Below are 14,929 nucleotides of genomic sequence, written 5' to 3'. Positions count from 1 at the left end.
GCCGTTAGCGCCCCCGCGCGAGCCGGTCCATCACCAGCGTCGGCCCGGGGGGCGTCGGGATCGCGAGGTAGTCGCTGGGGGTCAGCGGGACGATCTTGCGCAGGTGCAGCCGGGCGCGGTGCTCCTCGGGCAGCGTCTCCAGCGCCTGCTGCATGGCGGCAAGGATCGCGGCGGCGTCCTCGCCAAGCGCGGTGATGAAGGGCAGGGCCGGGGTTGGTTCGGTCCGTTCCAGCTCGCACAGCTGCGCCATCAGGTCCGGTTCGTAGTCACACAGCATCTGATAGGTCAGCGCATCCAGGGTGGCAAAATCCGCGCGCCCCTCGGCCACCGCAACGGCCGAGGCCTGATGGCTGCCGGTTTCCACCAGCTCTCCGGGCAGGATGTCCTCGCTGCGCATACGCATCATCGCCGCTGCCCAGCCCGATTGCGACACCGGATCGTTATAGGCAAAGCGGCTGCCGGCGAATTCGGCGAGCCGAGCGCCCTTGCGGGCGGCAGGCGCAACAACAACGCTGTTGTAATGGCCTTCGGGACAGCCCGGCAGGCCGTAGTCGGGGGTGCCCACCAGCTCCACGTCGCCATAAAGACGCGCGCGGTAGGGCAGGCCGCAGGTCTGCGCCAGCAGCAGATCCGGCGCGCGCCAGGCCTGCCACAGATCCAGGTCACGGCTCAGATGCTCCGGGCCGCGCCCCAGTTCCGCGCGGATCGCCTGCCAGAAGGCATCGTTGGCGGGTTGCAGCTCGGGGCGGTCGTACATCGGCAGCAGGGCGATCATGTGCGCGCCTCCGCCCGCTGGCGCGCCATGGCGCTGTCGACGTCGTTCACCCCTAGCAGATTGGAGGCCAGCCGGATCAGCGCATCCTCGTCATCGTCACGCTTGCCATCGGCAAGGGCGACCTGCCAGAGCGCCTCGATGACGCCGGTGCGATCCTCGTAGGGCACCGCATCCTTGATCGCGCGGGTGAAGCGGACGGTGTCGGGGGCCGCGGCCTCCAGCCCTTCGCCCTGTTCGCGCAGGATCTGGGCGGCACCGCTGTCCAGATCAAAACGGGTGCGCAGGATGCGATCAATCCGGTCACGTTCCACATCCGCATAGGCGTTGTCGGATCGTGCCAGCCGCACCAGCAGCGCAGTCAGCGCCAGCCGGGCATCCTCGTCGGGCAGGATCGCCGGGGCAGGGGCCAGCAGCCGGTCCAGAAACTCCTTGAACATCATGCGTCTCCCTGCTGTGTGGGGCTGGTCGCCAATTTGGCGCGCGCCCGGTCGCGTGCGCGTTTGTTGTCGATCACCGACAGGCCCATCGCCTTGCAGGCGTCATTGACGATTTCGATCTCGCCTTCATGTTCGCGATTGTCCGCCAGCACCACCTCCCACAGCGCATCCAGCGCCGCCAGACGCTCTTCGAGGCCGGTGGTCTCGCGGATGAGCCGGGCAAAGGTGTCGGTCTCGGGCGCGGCGGCGTGCAGCTTTTCACAGGTGGCGCGCACCTTCGCGGCCTCAAGCGCGTTGTGGCCGTAAAGCCGCGCCAGGATGCGGTCGATCAGGCTGATCTCCTCCAGCAGATAGGCGCGGTCGGATTGGGCGATCCGCACCAGAAGCGCCCCCAGCGCCAGCTCCGCATCCGGGTCGGGCAGGGATTGGCCCTGGGTCGGGCGAAAGGCCTGAAACAGCTTTTTCAGCATCACAAACTCCTTCTGCGCGGGCTCAGCCGTCGTAGCCTTCGATGATTTCCATGTCGCCGGTCGGCACCGGATCGCGCAGCGCCTTTGCCTGCTGATAGGCCACGCTGTCATAGCAGGCCTTGGCGGTGGCGAAATCCTTGAATTCGATCACGACGGTGCGGCTGCGCATCTGACCTTCGCGGACTTCCTTGGGGCCACCCCGGACCAGAAACCGTGCGCCGTATTCGGCAAAGGGGGCTGCGTTGGCTTCAATATACGCCTTGTAGCGCTCCATGTCGTCAATATCGACATGTGCGACCCAATATCCTTTGGCCATGTCTTCCCCCCACCTGTCTTCGGGCCGGTGACCGGCCTCTGTCGTTTCGCGTTCCAAGCTGTACCAGAACACGGGCTTTGGCAATCACCACCTAGTGGTGATTGTCGATAATTTCACGGGGAAAGCGCCCGCATGCACATCCTTCAAGCCGCTCTGACACAAGAAAAAACGCCCGGTACAGAGGCCCGGGCGTGAGATATGCATATTTTGCGATAGGTCAGCCGATTTCCGACAGGCGGGAGAGGGCTTCCTTGAGCTTGGTTTCCTCTTCCTCGCGGGCGGCGAGATTCTCGCGGGCCTCCTCGACCACCTCTTCGGGGGCGGAGGCGACGAACTTGGGGTTGTTCAGGCGCCCGCGCAATCCGCCCAGCTCCTTGGCCAACTTGCCGAGGGATTTCTCCAGTCGCGCCTTTTCGCCGTCGATGTCGATGATGTCGGCCAGCGGCAGCAGGAAGGACGCTCCGGGGGCAGAGATCGACACGCAGCCCTTGGGCGCGGTTTCGACCTTGCTCAGGCTTTCGATCCGCGCAAGGCGTTTGATCAGCGTCTCGTTGGCGTCCCAGGCGGCCTGACCGGCGGCGTCGATATCGGTGACCAGCATATCCACATAAAGCCCGGCGGGCACATGCATCTGGGCGCGGGCAGAGCGGGTGTTCTCAATGACCGAGATCACCCAGTTCATTTCGGCATCCGCTGCGGGCTTCACCAGATCGGTGGCGGTGTAGGTCGGCCAGTCTGCATGCACCAACATCTTGGCGCGCGTGCCTGTGGCGCTCCAAAGTTCCTCGGTTATGAAGGGCATGATCGGGTGCAGCAGAATCATGCATTGATCCATCACCCAGCGCATGGTGGCGCGGGTTTCGGCCTGTGCCTCGGCATCATCGCCTTGCAGCAGCGGCTTTGACAGCTCCACATACCAGTCGCAGACCTTGCCCCAGACAAACCCATAAAGCGCCTGTGCCGCGTCGTTGAAGCGGAAGCCCTCCATGGCCTCGTCCACCGCCTCGCGCACGCGGGCAGTTTCGCCGATGATCCAGGCGTTGACGGCGGCCTTGGGGGCGAGCTGATCGACGGTCAGCTGCGGCACGGCGTCGGCAAAGACCTCGTTCATCTCGGCAAAGCGCACGGCGTTCCAGAGCTTGGTGCCGAAGTTGCGATAGCCCGCGATGCGCTGCATATCCAGTTTCAGCACGCCCCCCAGCGAGGCCATCGCCGCATTGGTGAAGCGCAGCGCGTCGGCGCCGTATTCCTCGATGATTTCCAGCGGGTCGACCACATTGCCGGTGGATTTCGACATCTTCTTGCCCTTGGCATCGCGCACGAGGCCATGCAGGTAGACGGTGTCGAAGGGGATGCGCTCCTGCACCGGCAGGTCTTCGTCCAGCACCGCCAGCTGCATCATCATCATCCGCGCCACCCAGAAGAACAGGATGTCCTGACCGGTGACCAGCGTCGAGGTCGGGAAATACTTGGACGTCTCCTCTGTCCATTCCGGCCAGCCCAGCGTGCCGATCGGCCAGAGGCCGGAAGAGAACCAGGTGTCGAGCACGTCGGGGTCGCGGGTGAGAGAAACTGTCGAATTACCTTCGGTGTCACCTTCATTCTCGTACATCGTCATGTACTCGAATTCAGTACCTTCGGCGACAACGGAAACAGTTGTACTCTCACCATAATAAGCCTGGGCTAGTGCAATTGCTTCTTCTTCCGTTGCCCCACAGAAGGCTTTTGCAGTGCCTTTGTAGTTATCGAAGTCTTCCAGCGCGTCTTTGGTCGGCCCGTACCAAACTGGAATCTGATGGCCCCACCACAGCTGGCGGGAGATGCACCAGGGCTCGATGTTTTCCAGCCAGTGGTAATAGGTCTTCTCGCCCGACTCCGGCAGGATCTTCACATCGCCATCGCGCACGGCATCCAGTGCCGGGCCGACGACCTTTTCGGCGTCGACGAACCACTGGTCGGTCAGCATCGGCTCGATCACCACCTTGGAGCGGTCGCCAAAGGGCTGCATGATCGGCTTGTTCTCAACCATCGGCACCGTCTCGGTAACCTCGGTCTCATTGCCGTCCTCATCCTTCACCGTTTTCGTGATCTTGGACATGACGGCGAGGCCCTCGTCGGTGATTTCCTGCACCACCAGCTTGCGCGCCTCGAACCGGTCCAGCCCGCGCAGGTGATCGGGCACCAGGTTGATGGCATCCACCTCATTCTCGGTGAAGGCAGCGCCCTTGGCATAGGCCTGCGCCTTGGCGGCGTCCTCGGCATAGGGGGCCCCATCGGCGCGCATCGCGCCCTTCATGTCCATCAGGCGATACATCGGGATGCCGCCGCGTTTGGCGACCTGATAGTCGTTGAAGTCATGCGCGCCGGTGATCTTCACCGCACCGGAGCCAAAGTCCTTGTCCGGATACTCATCGGTGATGATCGGGATCAGGCGGCGGTGTTCCTTGGGGCCGACCGGGATTTCCACCAGCTTGCCGACGATGGGCGCATAGCGCTCGTCCGACGGGTGCACGGCGACCGCGCCGTCGCCCAGCATGGTTTCGGGCCGGGTGGTGGCGATGGAGATATAGTCGCGCTCTTCCTCAAGGGTGACGTTGCCGTCTTCGTCCTTCTCGACGTAGGTGTAGGTCTCCCCGCCCGCCAGCGGATATTTGAAGTGCCACATGTGGCCGGCGACCTCGATATTCTCGACCTCAAGGTCGGAAATCGCGGTCTCGAAATGCGGGTCCCAGTTCACCAGCCGCTTGCCACGGTAGATCAGGCCCTTGTTGTACATCTCCACAAAGACCTTGATGACCGCATCGTGGAAGTTGGGCGAGTTCTCATGCCCGGTGCGGGTGTCGCCCGCCGCGCCGGCCATGGTGAAGGCGGTGCGACCATAGTCACAGGACGCGCCGAGGCGTTTCAACTGGTTGATGATGGTGCCGCCGGACTGTTCTTTCCATTCCCAGACTTTCTCGAGGAACTTCTCGCGGCCAAGCTCGGTGCGCGAGGGCTGCTGGGTTTCCGCCAGCTTGCGCTCCACCACCATCTGGGTGGCGATGCCGGCGTGGTCGGTGCCGGGCTGCCAGAGCGTGTCGAACCCCTGCATGCGCTTCCAGCGGATCAGGATGTCCTGCAACGTGTTGTTGAAGGCATGGCCCATGTGCAGGACGCCGGTGACGTTCGGGGGCGGGATCATGACGCAGTAGGTGGAGGCGCCGGGCTTGGCATTTGCGCCCGCGGTGAAGCAGCCCGCCTTTTCCCAGGCGTCAAACAGGCGGCTCTCCGCCTCGGCTGCGTTGAAGGTCTTTTCCAGTGCCATGTCAGATGCCCCGTCCGTCGCGTCTCTTGATCTCAGGTGGCGGGTTGAGACCCGCATTTGCTCCCCCAATACCGAATGCGGCCACAAAGGGGAAGTGCCGAACCGGCGTGGAAAATTCGCGGATCGTGCGGATCGGGTTGGGGATGATAACCCGCTATTAAGTCTTATTTGAAATAAAGGTCTGCAAGGGACGCACCCCACCTCACCCACCACCCCACCGCGTCCCCCTTCTTTCAAGTCCCGGCTTCCGTGCCCGGTCAGGTCTGACGCGCACCCCGCGAACCTGACCGGGTACACGAGGTCCGGGATTTTTTGTGGGAAAACGCTGGATTTAGCAGCGGGAGCGAGGGCAACGGGGCGCGCCCAGCGGCAAAGCCTGAACGGCCAGGCAATGCGGCCTCGGAGCCTGTCGTGGCCTCTGTCAACGCCCCTGACGGTGCGCAAGGCCGGGCGCGGCGGGGGAGGGGGAGCTCCCGCCCCTTTGGCGATGCCCCTGCGGGACCTCGCAAAGCGTTGGGCCGAGCGGGCGCCGTGCCCTGTAGGCACGGCGCCCGCGCCACCGCGATGCGCATCGCGCAGCGCAATCCCTCTGACAGGGGCCGATCACAGGGGCCGATCACAGGGGCAGGGCGCGGCGTGCGGCCCGGGCGTGTCACACGGGCGCTTGACAGGGGCGGTGAGACTTTTCTTCGCGCGATGGTCCGGGATCACTGGACAAGCCTGCCGGGCGCATTAGGCTCCGCGAGAGCACAGCGCAGGCAGAGGAAACCATCTGATGAACCAACGCGTCGAGAAATTCGGGAAGAGCCAACCCCTTGCGCGGGTCGAAGATAAGCGTCTGTTGACCGGGCAGGGGCGCTATATCGAGGATACAATGCCGCAAGGGGCGTTGCGGGCCTATGTGTTTCGCAGCCCCGTCGCCCATGGGGAGATCACCACGCTCGACGTCGAGGACGCCCGCGCGGCCGACGGGGTGCATCTGGTTCTGACCCAGGCGGATCTGGTGGAGGCCGGGATCGAGGCCCGTCTGGACGGAACCGTGATCAAGAACATCGACGGCAGCAAGGGGGCCGCACCCGAACGCCCGGTGCTGGCTGGCACCCGCCTGCGCTATGTGGGCGAACCCGTGGCGGTGGTCATCGCCGACACCCTGGATCAAGCGCGCGATGCCGCCGAGATGATCGCGTTGGACTATGACGATCTCGACGTGAAACTGGATCTCGCCGTGGGAGGGCCGCAGATCCATCCCGAAGCGCCGGACAACCGGGCCTTCAACTGGGGGCTGGGTGACAAGGCGGCGACGGAGGCGGCGTTTGACGCGGCCGCTCATACCGTCCGCCTGCAGGTGGCAGACAACCGGATCATCGTGAACTCGATGGAGCCCCGCGGCTGTCATGCAACCTGGGCGGAGGGCCGGTTGCAGTTCCACTTTGGCGGTCAGGGGGTCTGGGGCATGAAGGAGCAGCTTGCAAAGAAGCTGCACCTCTCCGAGGCCGACATCCAAGTGGTGACGCCGGATGTCGGCGGCGGCTTTGGCATGAAGGCGATGCCCTATCCGGAGTATTTTGCCGTCGCCCATGCGGCGCGGGTGTTGGAGCGCCCGGTCGGCTGGATGTCGGACCGCACCGAGGCGATGCTGAGCGACAATGGCGGCCGGGACCTGACCTCGCTGGCGGAGCTGGCCTTTGACGAAGATCTCAAGATCACCGCCTATCGTGTGCACACGCAGTGCAACCTGGGCGCCTATAATTCCCACTTCGGCCAGCCGATCCAGACGCAGTTGTTTTCCCGTGTTCTGGCCGGGGTTTACGACATTCAGACCGCCTGGCTGGAGGTCGATGGCATCTATACCAACACCACGCAGGTGGACGCCTATCGCGGCGCCGGGCGGCCCGAGGCGATCTATGTGCTGGAGCGGGTGATGGACCGGGCGGCGCGGGATCTTGGTGTTGATCCGCTGGAGTTGCGGCGCAGGAATTTCATCGCCCCGCAAAAGTTCCCTTACAAGACCGTTACCGATGAAACCTATGACGTGGGCGACTTCAACCTGGTGCTGGACCGGCTGGTGCAGCAGGCCGACCTGGCCGGGTTCGAGGCGCGTCGCGCGGCGGATGCGGCAGAGGGACGTTACCGGGGCGCGGGCCTGTGTTACTATATCGAAAGTATTTTGGGCGATCCTTCAGAAACCGCAGACGTCGAATTTCTGGAGGACGGCCGGGTGAACATCTACGTGGGCACGCAAAGCAACGGACAAGGGCACGAGACTGTCTTTGCCTCGTTCCTTGCGGACCAGACCGGCATCCCCGTCAGCGCGATCAAGGTCATCCAGGGCGACAGTGACCGCATTGCCAAGGGCGGCGGCACCGGCGGCTCTCGCTCCGTCACCACGCAGGCCAATGCAACCCTGGCCACGGTCGACAAGATGGTCGCGGCCTTCACCCCCTTCCTGGCCGAGGAAATGGGCGTCGAAGAGGAGGCTGTCGAGTTTGACGGCGAGACCTTCCGCGCACCGGGATCGAACCTGACACCGACGGTGCTGGAGGCGGCGGATCTTGCGCGCGACAGGGGCCGCACGGATCTGCTGCGCCATCAGGCGGAGGCGTCTCTGCCGGGGCGGTCTTTCCCCAATGGGGCCCACCTCGCGGAGGTCGTGATTGACACAGCGACCGGACAATCGCGGGTGGACCGCTATACGGTGGTCGATGACTTTGGTAATCTGATCAACCCGATGCTCGCCGAAGGTCAGGTTCATGGCGGGGTCGCGCAGGGGCTCGGGCAGGCGATGCTCGAACATGTGGTCTATGACGCCGATGGCCAATTGCTCACGGCAACGTTCATGGACTACGCCATGCCCCGGGCCGAGGATATGCCCTGGGTCGGCTTTACGTCCGAACCCGTGCCCTCGACCCAGAACCCGATGGGCATGAAGGGCTGTGGCGAGGCCGGCACCGTCGGCGCGCTGGCAGCGGTGGCCAATGCGGTTCAGGATGCGCTCTGGGATCAGGGCATCCGGCAGGTGGACATGCCGTTCACGCCGGTCAAACTATGGGAGTTGATCAGGGATGTTCCTCAAGCGGCTGAGTAAATCAGTTCTGGGATTGTTCGGGCGGCCGCGCCTGCTGTCCGCACAATCCTCGGAAACCGCGACCCGCGGCCCGCTATGTCATGTCATCATCCTCGACGGCACCATGTCGACGCTGGAGCCCGGCCAGGAAACCCACGCCGGCACCGCCTACCGTCTGTGCAAGGAAATGGGACCGCAGGTGTCGGTCTACTACGAGGCCGGGGTGCAATGGACCGGCTGGAACAAGACCGCCGATGTCATGGTGGGGCGCGGCATCAACCGCAAGATCCGCCGCGCCTATGGCTATCTGGCCTCGCGCTATCGCCCCGGGGACAAGATCTTTCTGATCGGCTATTCCCGCGGCGCCTATGCGGTGCGCTCGCTGGCGGGCATGCTGGGGGCGGTCGGCCTGCTGAAGACCGAACACGCCACCGTGCGCCACATTCGCACCGCCTATCGTCATTATCAGCTGGGCAGCGGCAGCGAGGTGCGCGCCGCCTTCATGCGGGCGCATTGCCACGACGCGGTCGATGTGGAGATGGTCGGCGTCTGGGATACGGTCAAGGCGCTGGGCCTGCGGTTGCCGATCCTGTGGCGCTGGGCCGAGGTGCGCCATGCGTTTCATGACCACCGTCTGGGCACGCATGTGAAGGCGGGGTTCCAGGCTCTGGCCCTGGATGAGACCCGAGAGGTCTACGCACCGGTCCTGTGGGAGAGTACGCCGGGCTATAGCGGGCAGCTGGAACAGGTCTGGTTCCGGGGCACGCATGGCGATGTCGGTGGCCAGCTGGGAGGGGTTGAAGAGGCCCGTCCGCTGGCCAATATATCTCTGGTCTGGATGCTGGAACGGGCGGAGATGTGCGGTCTGCCGCTGCCGCGCGACTGGCGCATGCGCTTTCCGGTGGATCCGGATGCGCCCTCGGTGGGCACCTGGTCGGGCTGGGGCAAGATCTTTCTCCTGCGCAGCCGCCGCAAGGTGGGGCAGGATCCGAGCGAGCGGATTCATCCCAGCGTGCATGGCGCGGACCGCGGGCGCCGCTCTGCCAACCTGCTGAGCCTGTTCATGCGCCACCGCCCGCATTAGCGCTGCGGGATAGGCGGCTGTGCCCGGGTGATGGATGCTACCGGGGCAGCGCCCTGACCATTTCGGTGGCGCTGGAAAAGCCAAAGACCGGCGCAAGAAGGCCAAGCGCCTGTTCCCGCTGCGCAATAAACCCCTCACGTTCATAGAGCGCCCGGGCGCGCGGGTTGGTGTCGATCACATCCAGCCGGACCCGCGTCAGTCCGGTCGCTTCTGCGTGGCGCAGGATCGCGTGCAGCAAGGCAGTACCGACCCCGCAGCCCCGGGCCTCGGGCGAGACAAAAATCCCGTCCATCAGCAAGGTGCCCGCCTCGCACTCCCGCTCCAGGCAGCTGACAAGGGCGCCGCGCCAGGCCGCACCCAATATCCCATAGACCGCCGTCAGATCCCGGAAACTGCCGCCGATGAAACTGCCGGCGGGTGATTTGAAACCGGCCGCGCCGAGAAAGTCGCCGTTGGGCGACAGCGCGCTGATCGCATGGTCCGGCTGGATCACCCGGTCAAAGAAGGCGATGGCCTTGTGCTTCGGCCCCAGCGGATAGCGCAGCTTGCGCGCAAAGGCCTGCCAATAGCCCTCGGCGGCGAGGGCCCGGTGTTCTGGTCGCAGCCCCGCCTCGATCACGATGGCGCGGGACGCCTGTTCTGGTGGGGCCATGTCCGGGCCTCGTGGATGCAGTCTGCGTTTCGCAGCCGGGGTTAGGCGACGTTCTGGAGGCGGACTTTCGATGTCACCCCCAGCGCATGACAGACATCGCGGGTCAGTTCCGGCCGGTTGAGCGTATAGAAATGCAGCTTCTTCACGCCGCCGTCCAGCAACTCCGTGCAGAGTTCGGTGCACAGGGCGGTCGCGAGCAGATCGCAGCGATCGTCGCGCTGGGCCTTTTCAAAGGCCGCATCCAGCCAGTCCGGCACATGGGTGCCGCAGGCCTCGGCAAACCGGCGCACACCGGACCAGTTCTCGATCGGCAGAATGCCGGGGGTGATGCGATCCGTGTCGATCCCCGCCTTGGCACAGGTGTCGCGAAAACGGAAGAAGCTCTCCGCCTCGAAGAAGAACTGGGTCAGCGCCTCATCGGCACCCGCGTCCAGCTTGCGTTTCAACCAGTCGACATTGGCCTGCTGACTGGCGGCCTCCGGGTGGCTTTCGGGATAGGCGCCCACCCGCAGGTTAAAGCTGCCCTTGGCGGCCAGCGCCTCGATCAGCTCCACGGAGGAGGCAAAACCCTCCGGCGTCGGGGCAAAGCGACCCTGATCCTTGGGCGGGTCACCCCGCAGCGCCACGATGTCGGTGATTCCGGCCTCGGCATATTGATCCGCGATGGCCAGGGTCTCGGCCCGGGTCGCCGAGACGCAGGTCAGATGCGCCGCGACCTTGAGCCCGGAATTCTTGTGCAGCGTGGTCACCGCATCGCGGGTCAGTTCGCGGGTGGTGCCACCGGCCCCGTAGGTGACGGAGACAAAGCGCGGCGCCAGCGGCGCCAGGGATTGAACCGTATCCCAAAGGCGAAAGGAGGCTTCCAGATTCTTGGGCGGAAAGAACTCGAAGGAAATCTCGGGGGTGGTGTTGGATTGTGTCACTGTCTTGGTCTCCTCGGAGCGCTGTGCGCAGGGCGTTTGGGCCGCGATGTGCCCCATCTGTGGTGTCAGGTGTCGCATTCGTTGCCGAAATGGTCGCACCGTATTTGACCCCTTGTCACATGAGGGCTATCAATGAATCAAATTCATATTTCTCAAGAACAACATGAGGCTCATCGTAGGATGCACATCGAGTTCCGGCATCTTCGCACCATCAAGGCGATCCATGAGGCAGGCGGTCTGGCGCGGGCAGCCGATCAGCTCAACATCACTCAGAGTGCGCTCAGTCACCAGATCAAGGGGTTGGAGGAGCAGGCGGGGGTGGAGTTGTTCCAGCGCCGATCCAAGCCGATGAAGCTCTCGGCGGCGGGCATGCGTCTGCTGCGTCTGGCAGAGCAGATCCTGCCGCAGGTGGAGGCGGCCCAGGCGGAGTTCACCGCGCTTCGCGATGGGGAGGCGGGGCGGCTGCATATCGCGATCGAGTGTCACGCCTGTTTCGAGTGGCTGTTTCCGGTGCTGGAAGGGTTCCGCAAAAGCTGGGGCGATGTGGATGTGGACATCCGCCCGGGGCTTGCGTTCGAGGCGATGCCCGCGCTGATGCGCGAAGAGGTGGATCTGGTGGTGTCCTCCGACCCGGAGGAGATGACGGGGATCACCTTTATCGAATTGTTTGATTACAATCCGGTCTTTGTCGCATCGGCGCAGCATCCGCTGGCGGCGAAACCCCATATCGAGGCGGAGGATTTCCGGGGCCAGGTGCTGATCACCTATCCGGTGGAACGCACCCGTCTGGATGTGTTCAGCCAGCTGCTGATCCCCGCGGGGGTGGAGCCGGCCAGCATCCGCAAGGTGGAGCTGACCGCCGTGATCCTGCTGCTGGTGGCGTCGAATCGCGGTGTATCCGTGCTGCCCGACTGGGTGGTGCGGGAGGTGAAATACTCCTCCGATTATGTGACCCGGCCGCTGACGTCGCAGGGGATCACCCGCAGGCTCTATGCGGCGATCCGCAGCGAGGATGAGGGCAAGCCGTATATGCAGGACCTGATCCGCCTGGCGCGGGTCGAAGCGCGCAAGCTGCAACAGCGGTAACCGGTCTTTTGGGGGCGCTGGTAGGGCGATGGCTGGCAAGTGGGGCTTATTGTCGGTTCGGTAAGGCTTGGCATCGAGCCGAACATGCGCTTGCAGCGGGCGGGGGGCTCCCGCGCGGGTCGCAGGCCCTGGCGTTGCCAGACCCCTTACCCCCTTGGGCCGCGCGCCGCTGGCGCGGCGCGGGCGCCTTTTTCGACGTTTGCGTCTGGGGCGGTCTTGAGTGTCTGAGGTGGCCTCGCGGGCCGGGCCGCAAGGCCCGGCCCGCGTTGGTCCGATCCGTCAGGATCGGAAACCGTTCAGTGTCACTCGGCGTGTCACGCTGCGCAGGCCGGTTTCGCCCTTGGCATTCGGGCGCGGGACGTGTATGGGCAGCCTTTGACCGACATCTCCCCCGCAAGGACACCTCGTACAATGATTGGTAGCGCAAATCTCAACGTCATGATCAAGGCCGCCCGCAAGGCTGGCCGCTCCCTGGTGAAAGATTTCCGCGAGGTTGAGAACCTGCAAGTCTCGACCAAAGGGGCCGGGGATTTCGTGAGCCGCGCCGATATCGCTGCCGAGAAGATCCTCAAGGACGAGCTGATGGGCGCGCGTCCGACCTATGGCTGGCTGGCCGAAGAGGGCGGTGAGATCCCCGGTGAGGATCCGACCCGGCGCTGGATTGTCGATCCGCTGGATGGCACCACCAACTTTCTACACGGCCTGCCGCATTGGGCGATTTCGATCGCGCTGGAACACAAGGGCAAGATCGTCGCGGGCGTGGTCTATGATGCCGCCAAGGACGAGATGTTCTTTGCCGAAAAAGGCGCCGGCGCCTGGATGAACGAGACCCGCATCCGGGTGTCTGCACGTCACCGGATGATCGAGTCGATCTTTGCCACCGGCCTGCCGTTTGCCGGTCGCGCCGACCTGCCCGAGACGCTTCAGGATCTGGCGCGCCTGATGCCCGCCTGCGCCGGTGTGCGGCGTTGGGGCGCGGCGGCGCTCGACATGGCCTATGTGGCTGCCGGGCGCTACGAAGGGTTCTGGGAACGCCGTTTGAACAGCTGGGATCTGGCTGCGGGTATCATCATCGTCAAGGAGGCCGGCGGCCTCTGCGAAGCGCTCGACCCCGAGAACACGATCCTCGACAGCGGTGAGGTGATTTGTTCGAACGAGCCGATCTTTGAGAATTTCACCAAGGTGATCCGCGGCTGAGATCCGCGATGGGCGGGGTGATCCGCCCCGGGTGTCTGTCCTCCCTGGTCGATCCGAAGACATGATACGCCCCGGCCTGCCTCTGCGGTCCGGGGTGTTTGCTATTGTGGCCACCCGCCGGTGGAATCCTGTCACGTGGCGACAAATTCATAGTGTTTGATGGTACGAAACTGCACCAGGTCGGCTTCTGCGGGGTCGATGTGAGGGCTGTCGTACTCCTCGCCGACAAACGCCTTGAGCGCATCGAGGCTTTCCCAGACCATCACCAGGCTGAAGTCCCGCGGGCTGTCATGGCGCGCCGTGCCGGGAAAGACGGAGACGACCCCGCGGGTGGCTTTCATCATCGGGATCGCGGTGTGGTGAACGAACTCGGCAAATTCGGCTTCTTTGCCGGGATGTGTGACGACCTGGAAAATACGCATAATCATAGGCTGGGTCTCCCTCCGTTGCGTGGGGTCCCCGGCCTGTGGCTGCCTCGGCTTTGTCGGTGTCGTTTGGACAGCATAGCACAGATTGCGCGGATGGTCTTGCGTCCTGCGCCGGCCTGCTACAAAGGCGTGCCCGTCAACGCCGGGCAGGGGCCTCTTCCGGAAGGGCAGGCACCAGACCTGTGCTTGTACCGTGATCTTGGATCTGACGGAGGTCGTATGGCGCGGCAACCGCGGCGCTCATTTGCCCCAGGGGCCGGGTCTGCGCGCCGGAGGGTGCCGCGGCACGCGCGGGACGCGGGTCACGCTGTAGCGGGTCTCCGGGTGGGGCGGATGGCCGGCGGTTCGGGTCCAGAACCGGGGGCCGCCCCGCTTGAGCCACAGGGGCAGGGTGAGCGCTAGGCCGATCAGGAAGCCACCCGCATGGGCCCAATAGGCCACACCGCCGAGATTTGGATCCGCGTTGAGGCCGCCAAGGAACTGCATCCCGAGCCAGAGACCCAGCATGACGAAGGCGGGCACCGGGATGATGCGGAAGAACACGATCAGGATGATCAGGATGTCCACCCGCGCCTTGGGGAACAGCAGCAGATAGCCGCCCATGACACCGGCAATCGCGCCGGATGCGCCCACCAGTGGCACCGGGGACATGGGGGCCGAAACGACATGGGCTAGCGTCGCCCCCACGCCCGAGACGAGGTAGAAGAGCAGGAATGGCAGATGGCCCATCTCGTCTTCCATATTGTCGCCAAAAATCCACAGGAACAGCATGTTGCCCGCCAGATGCATCACGCCGCCGTGGATGAACATGGAGGTCAGCAGGGTCAGCGGCGCCTCGCCGGACATGATCTCGCGCGGGACGGCGGCAAAGGCCCCGTAGAACATCGCCAGCCCACGATCACTGGGAAAGCTGGTGGAATACCAGAGATAGCCGAGAATGTTGGCGGCCATCAGAAGATAGACGACATAAGGGGTTCGGCCGGAGGGATTGTGGTCGCGCAGGGGAAACATGAGCCGAAGCTGGGCTTTGCGCCGGGGAAGGTCAAGCGATAGGTGACCGCGACGCGCTAAAACGGAGCTACCGCGTGACTGAAACACTCAGGACGGGGGCGCTCCCGCCCCATCCGGATGCGGCAAAGCCACCTCCGGATGCGTTGGGCCGGGCGGCGAGCCGCGCCGCAGGCGCTGCAGCC

13 protein-coding genes are annotated in these 14,929 nt (G+C 64.5%); 4 read left to right on the top strand and 9 right to left on the bottom strand.

Features of this window, described 5'->3' with window-relative positions; translation table 11 throughout:
* Nucleotides 1–4 precede the first annotated feature (4 nt).
* The 5 genes from ACXAF5_RS12565 to ACXAF5_RS12545 form a co-directional block, all read right to left on the bottom strand.
* The gene (locus tag ACXAF5_RS12565) at nt 5–775 is read right to left on the bottom strand and encodes a phosphate/phosphite/phosphonate ABC transporter substrate-binding protein (protein WP_474946839.1); all 771 of its coding nucleotides are present in this window, start codon (nt 773–775) and stop codon (nt 5–7) included.
* Nucleotides 772–1,212 (bottom strand): tellurite resistance TerB family protein, encoded by a 441-nt coding sequence (locus ACXAF5_RS12560; RefSeq protein WP_239321424.1) that lies wholly within the window; start codon nt 1,210–1,212, stop codon nt 772–774. The genes ACXAF5_RS12565 and ACXAF5_RS12560 overlap by 4 nt, the downstream gene beginning before the upstream one ends.
* Nucleotides 1,212–1,682, bottom strand: coding sequence for a tellurite resistance TerB family protein (locus ACXAF5_RS12555; RefSeq protein WP_239321318.1), 471 nt, complete (start codon nt 1,680–1,682; stop codon nt 1,212–1,214). The genes ACXAF5_RS12560 and ACXAF5_RS12555 overlap by 1 nt, the downstream gene beginning before the upstream one ends.
* A gap of 22 nt (nt 1,683–1,704) precedes the next feature.
* Complete coding sequence (locus tag ACXAF5_RS12550; protein WP_474946838.1) at nt 1,705–1,998, bottom strand: DUF1330 domain-containing protein; 294 nt, start codon at nt 1,996–1,998, stop codon at nt 1,705–1,707.
* 217 nt (nt 1,999–2,215) lie between these two features.
* The gene (locus ACXAF5_RS12545; protein WP_474946837.1) at nt 2,216–5,302 is read right to left on the bottom strand and encodes a valine--tRNA ligase; all 3,087 of its coding nucleotides are present in this window, start codon (nt 5,300–5,302) and stop codon (nt 2,216–2,218) included.
* Between the two features lie 775 nt (nt 5,303–6,077).
* Between ACXAF5_RS12545 and ACXAF5_RS12540 the strand changes: the two genes are divergently transcribed.
* Both ACXAF5_RS12540 and ACXAF5_RS12535 read left to right on the top strand, forming a co-directional pair.
* Nucleotides 6,078–8,387 carry a xanthine dehydrogenase family protein molybdopterin-binding subunit gene (locus ACXAF5_RS12540; protein WP_474946836.1) on the top strand — a complete coding sequence of 770 codons (2,310 nt, stop codon included), beginning with the start codon at nt 6,078–6,080 and terminating at the stop codon, nt 8,385–8,387.
* Nucleotides 8,365–9,450, top strand: a complete 1,086-nt coding sequence (locus ACXAF5_RS12535; protein WP_474946835.1) for a DUF2235 domain-containing protein — start codon at nt 8,365–8,367, stop codon at nt 9,448–9,450. The genes ACXAF5_RS12540 and ACXAF5_RS12535 overlap by 23 nt, the downstream gene beginning before the upstream one ends.
* Before the next feature lie 37 nt (nt 9,451–9,487).
* Here ACXAF5_RS12535 and ACXAF5_RS12530 read toward each other — a convergent pair whose 3' ends face one another.
* Nucleotides 9,488–10,102: a GNAT family N-acetyltransferase gene (locus ACXAF5_RS12530; RefSeq protein WP_474946834.1), complete on the bottom strand. Its 615-nt coding sequence runs from the start codon at nt 10,100–10,102 to the stop codon at nt 9,488–9,490.
* Nucleotides 10,103–10,143: 41 nt separating this feature from the next.
* Nucleotides 10,144–11,025, bottom strand: a complete 882-nt coding sequence (gene metF / locus ACXAF5_RS12525; protein WP_239321334.1) for a methylenetetrahydrofolate reductase [NAD(P)H] — start codon at nt 11,023–11,025, stop codon at nt 10,144–10,146.
* A 180-nt stretch (nt 11,026–11,205) separates the two neighbouring features.
* Between metF and ACXAF5_RS12520 the strand changes: the two genes are divergently transcribed.
* Together ACXAF5_RS12520 and ACXAF5_RS12515 are read left to right on the top strand one after the other, a co-directional pair.
* Nucleotides 11,206–12,111, top strand: coding sequence for a LysR family transcriptional regulator (locus ACXAF5_RS12520; protein WP_239361373.1), 906 nt, complete (start codon nt 11,206–11,208; stop codon nt 12,109–12,111).
* Between the two features lie 411 nt (nt 12,112–12,522).
* Nucleotides 12,523–13,308, top strand: coding sequence for an inositol monophosphatase family protein (locus tag ACXAF5_RS12515; RefSeq protein WP_239321339.1), 786 nt, complete (start codon nt 12,523–12,525; stop codon nt 13,306–13,308).
* Nucleotides 13,309–13,439: 131 nt separating this feature from the next.
* Here ACXAF5_RS12515 and ACXAF5_RS12510 read toward each other — a convergent pair whose 3' ends face one another.
* The gene (locus ACXAF5_RS12510; RefSeq protein WP_474946833.1) at nt 13,440–13,736 is read right to left on the bottom strand and encodes an antibiotic biosynthesis monooxygenase family protein; all 297 of its coding nucleotides are present in this window, start codon (nt 13,734–13,736) and stop codon (nt 13,440–13,442) included.
* A gap of 240 nt (nt 13,737–13,976) precedes the next feature.
* Nucleotides 13,977–14,747, bottom strand: coding sequence for a rhomboid family intramembrane serine protease (locus ACXAF5_RS12505; protein ID WP_474946832.1), 771 nt, complete (start codon nt 14,745–14,747; stop codon nt 13,977–13,979).
* Nucleotides 14,748–14,929 lie beyond the last annotated feature (182 nt).

The sequence above is a fragment of the Epibacterium sp. ABV4_022 genome (assembly GCF_056159345.1).
Note: the sequence above shows the minus strand (reverse complement) of the source record. Positions and strands in the feature narration are given on the sequence as shown.

Bases quoted from the DNA above. Each gene is read 5' to 3' on its own strand.
- ACXAF5_RS12520 (WP_239361373.1), top strand. From the start codon at position 11,206: ATGCACATCGAGTTCCGGCATCTTCGCACCATCAAGGCGATCCATGAG.
- ACXAF5_RS12565 (WP_474946839.1), bottom strand. From the start codon at position 775: ATGATCGCCCTGCTGCCGATGTACGACCGCCCCGAGCTGCAACCCGCC.
- ACXAF5_RS12505 (WP_474946832.1), bottom strand. From the start codon at position 14,747: ATGTTTCCCCTGCGCGACCACAATCCCTCCGGCCGAACCCCTTATGTC.
- ACXAF5_RS12510 (WP_474946833.1), bottom strand. From the start codon at position 13,736: ATGATTATGCGTATTTTCCAGGTCGTCACACATCCCGGCAAAGAAGCC.
- ACXAF5_RS12540 (WP_474946836.1), top strand. From the start codon at position 6,078: ATGAACCAACGCGTCGAGAAATTCGGGAAGAGCCAACCCCTTGCGCGG.
- ACXAF5_RS12530 (WP_474946834.1), bottom strand. From the start codon at position 10,102: ATGGCCCCACCAGAACAGGCGTCCCGCGCCATCGTGATCGAGGCGGGG.
- ACXAF5_RS12515 (WP_239321339.1), top strand. From the start codon at position 12,523: ATGATTGGTAGCGCAAATCTCAACGTCATGATCAAGGCCGCCCGCAAG.
- ACXAF5_RS12550 (WP_474946838.1), bottom strand. From the start codon at position 1,998: ATGGCCAAAGGATATTGGGTCGCACATGTCGATATTGACGACATGGAG.
- ACXAF5_RS12535 (WP_474946835.1), top strand. From the start codon at position 8,365: ATGTTCCTCAAGCGGCTGAGTAAATCAGTTCTGGGATTGTTCGGGCGG.
- ACXAF5_RS12545 (WP_474946837.1), bottom strand. From the start codon at position 5,302: ATGGCACTGGAAAAGACCTTCAACGCAGCCGAGGCGGAGAGCCGCCTG.
- ACXAF5_RS12555 (WP_239321318.1), bottom strand. From the start codon at position 1,682: ATGCTGAAAAAGCTGTTTCAGGCCTTTCGCCCGACCCAGGGCCAATCC.
- ACXAF5_RS12560 (WP_239321424.1), bottom strand. From the start codon at position 1,212: ATGTTCAAGGAGTTTCTGGACCGGCTGCTGGCCCCTGCCCCGGCGATC.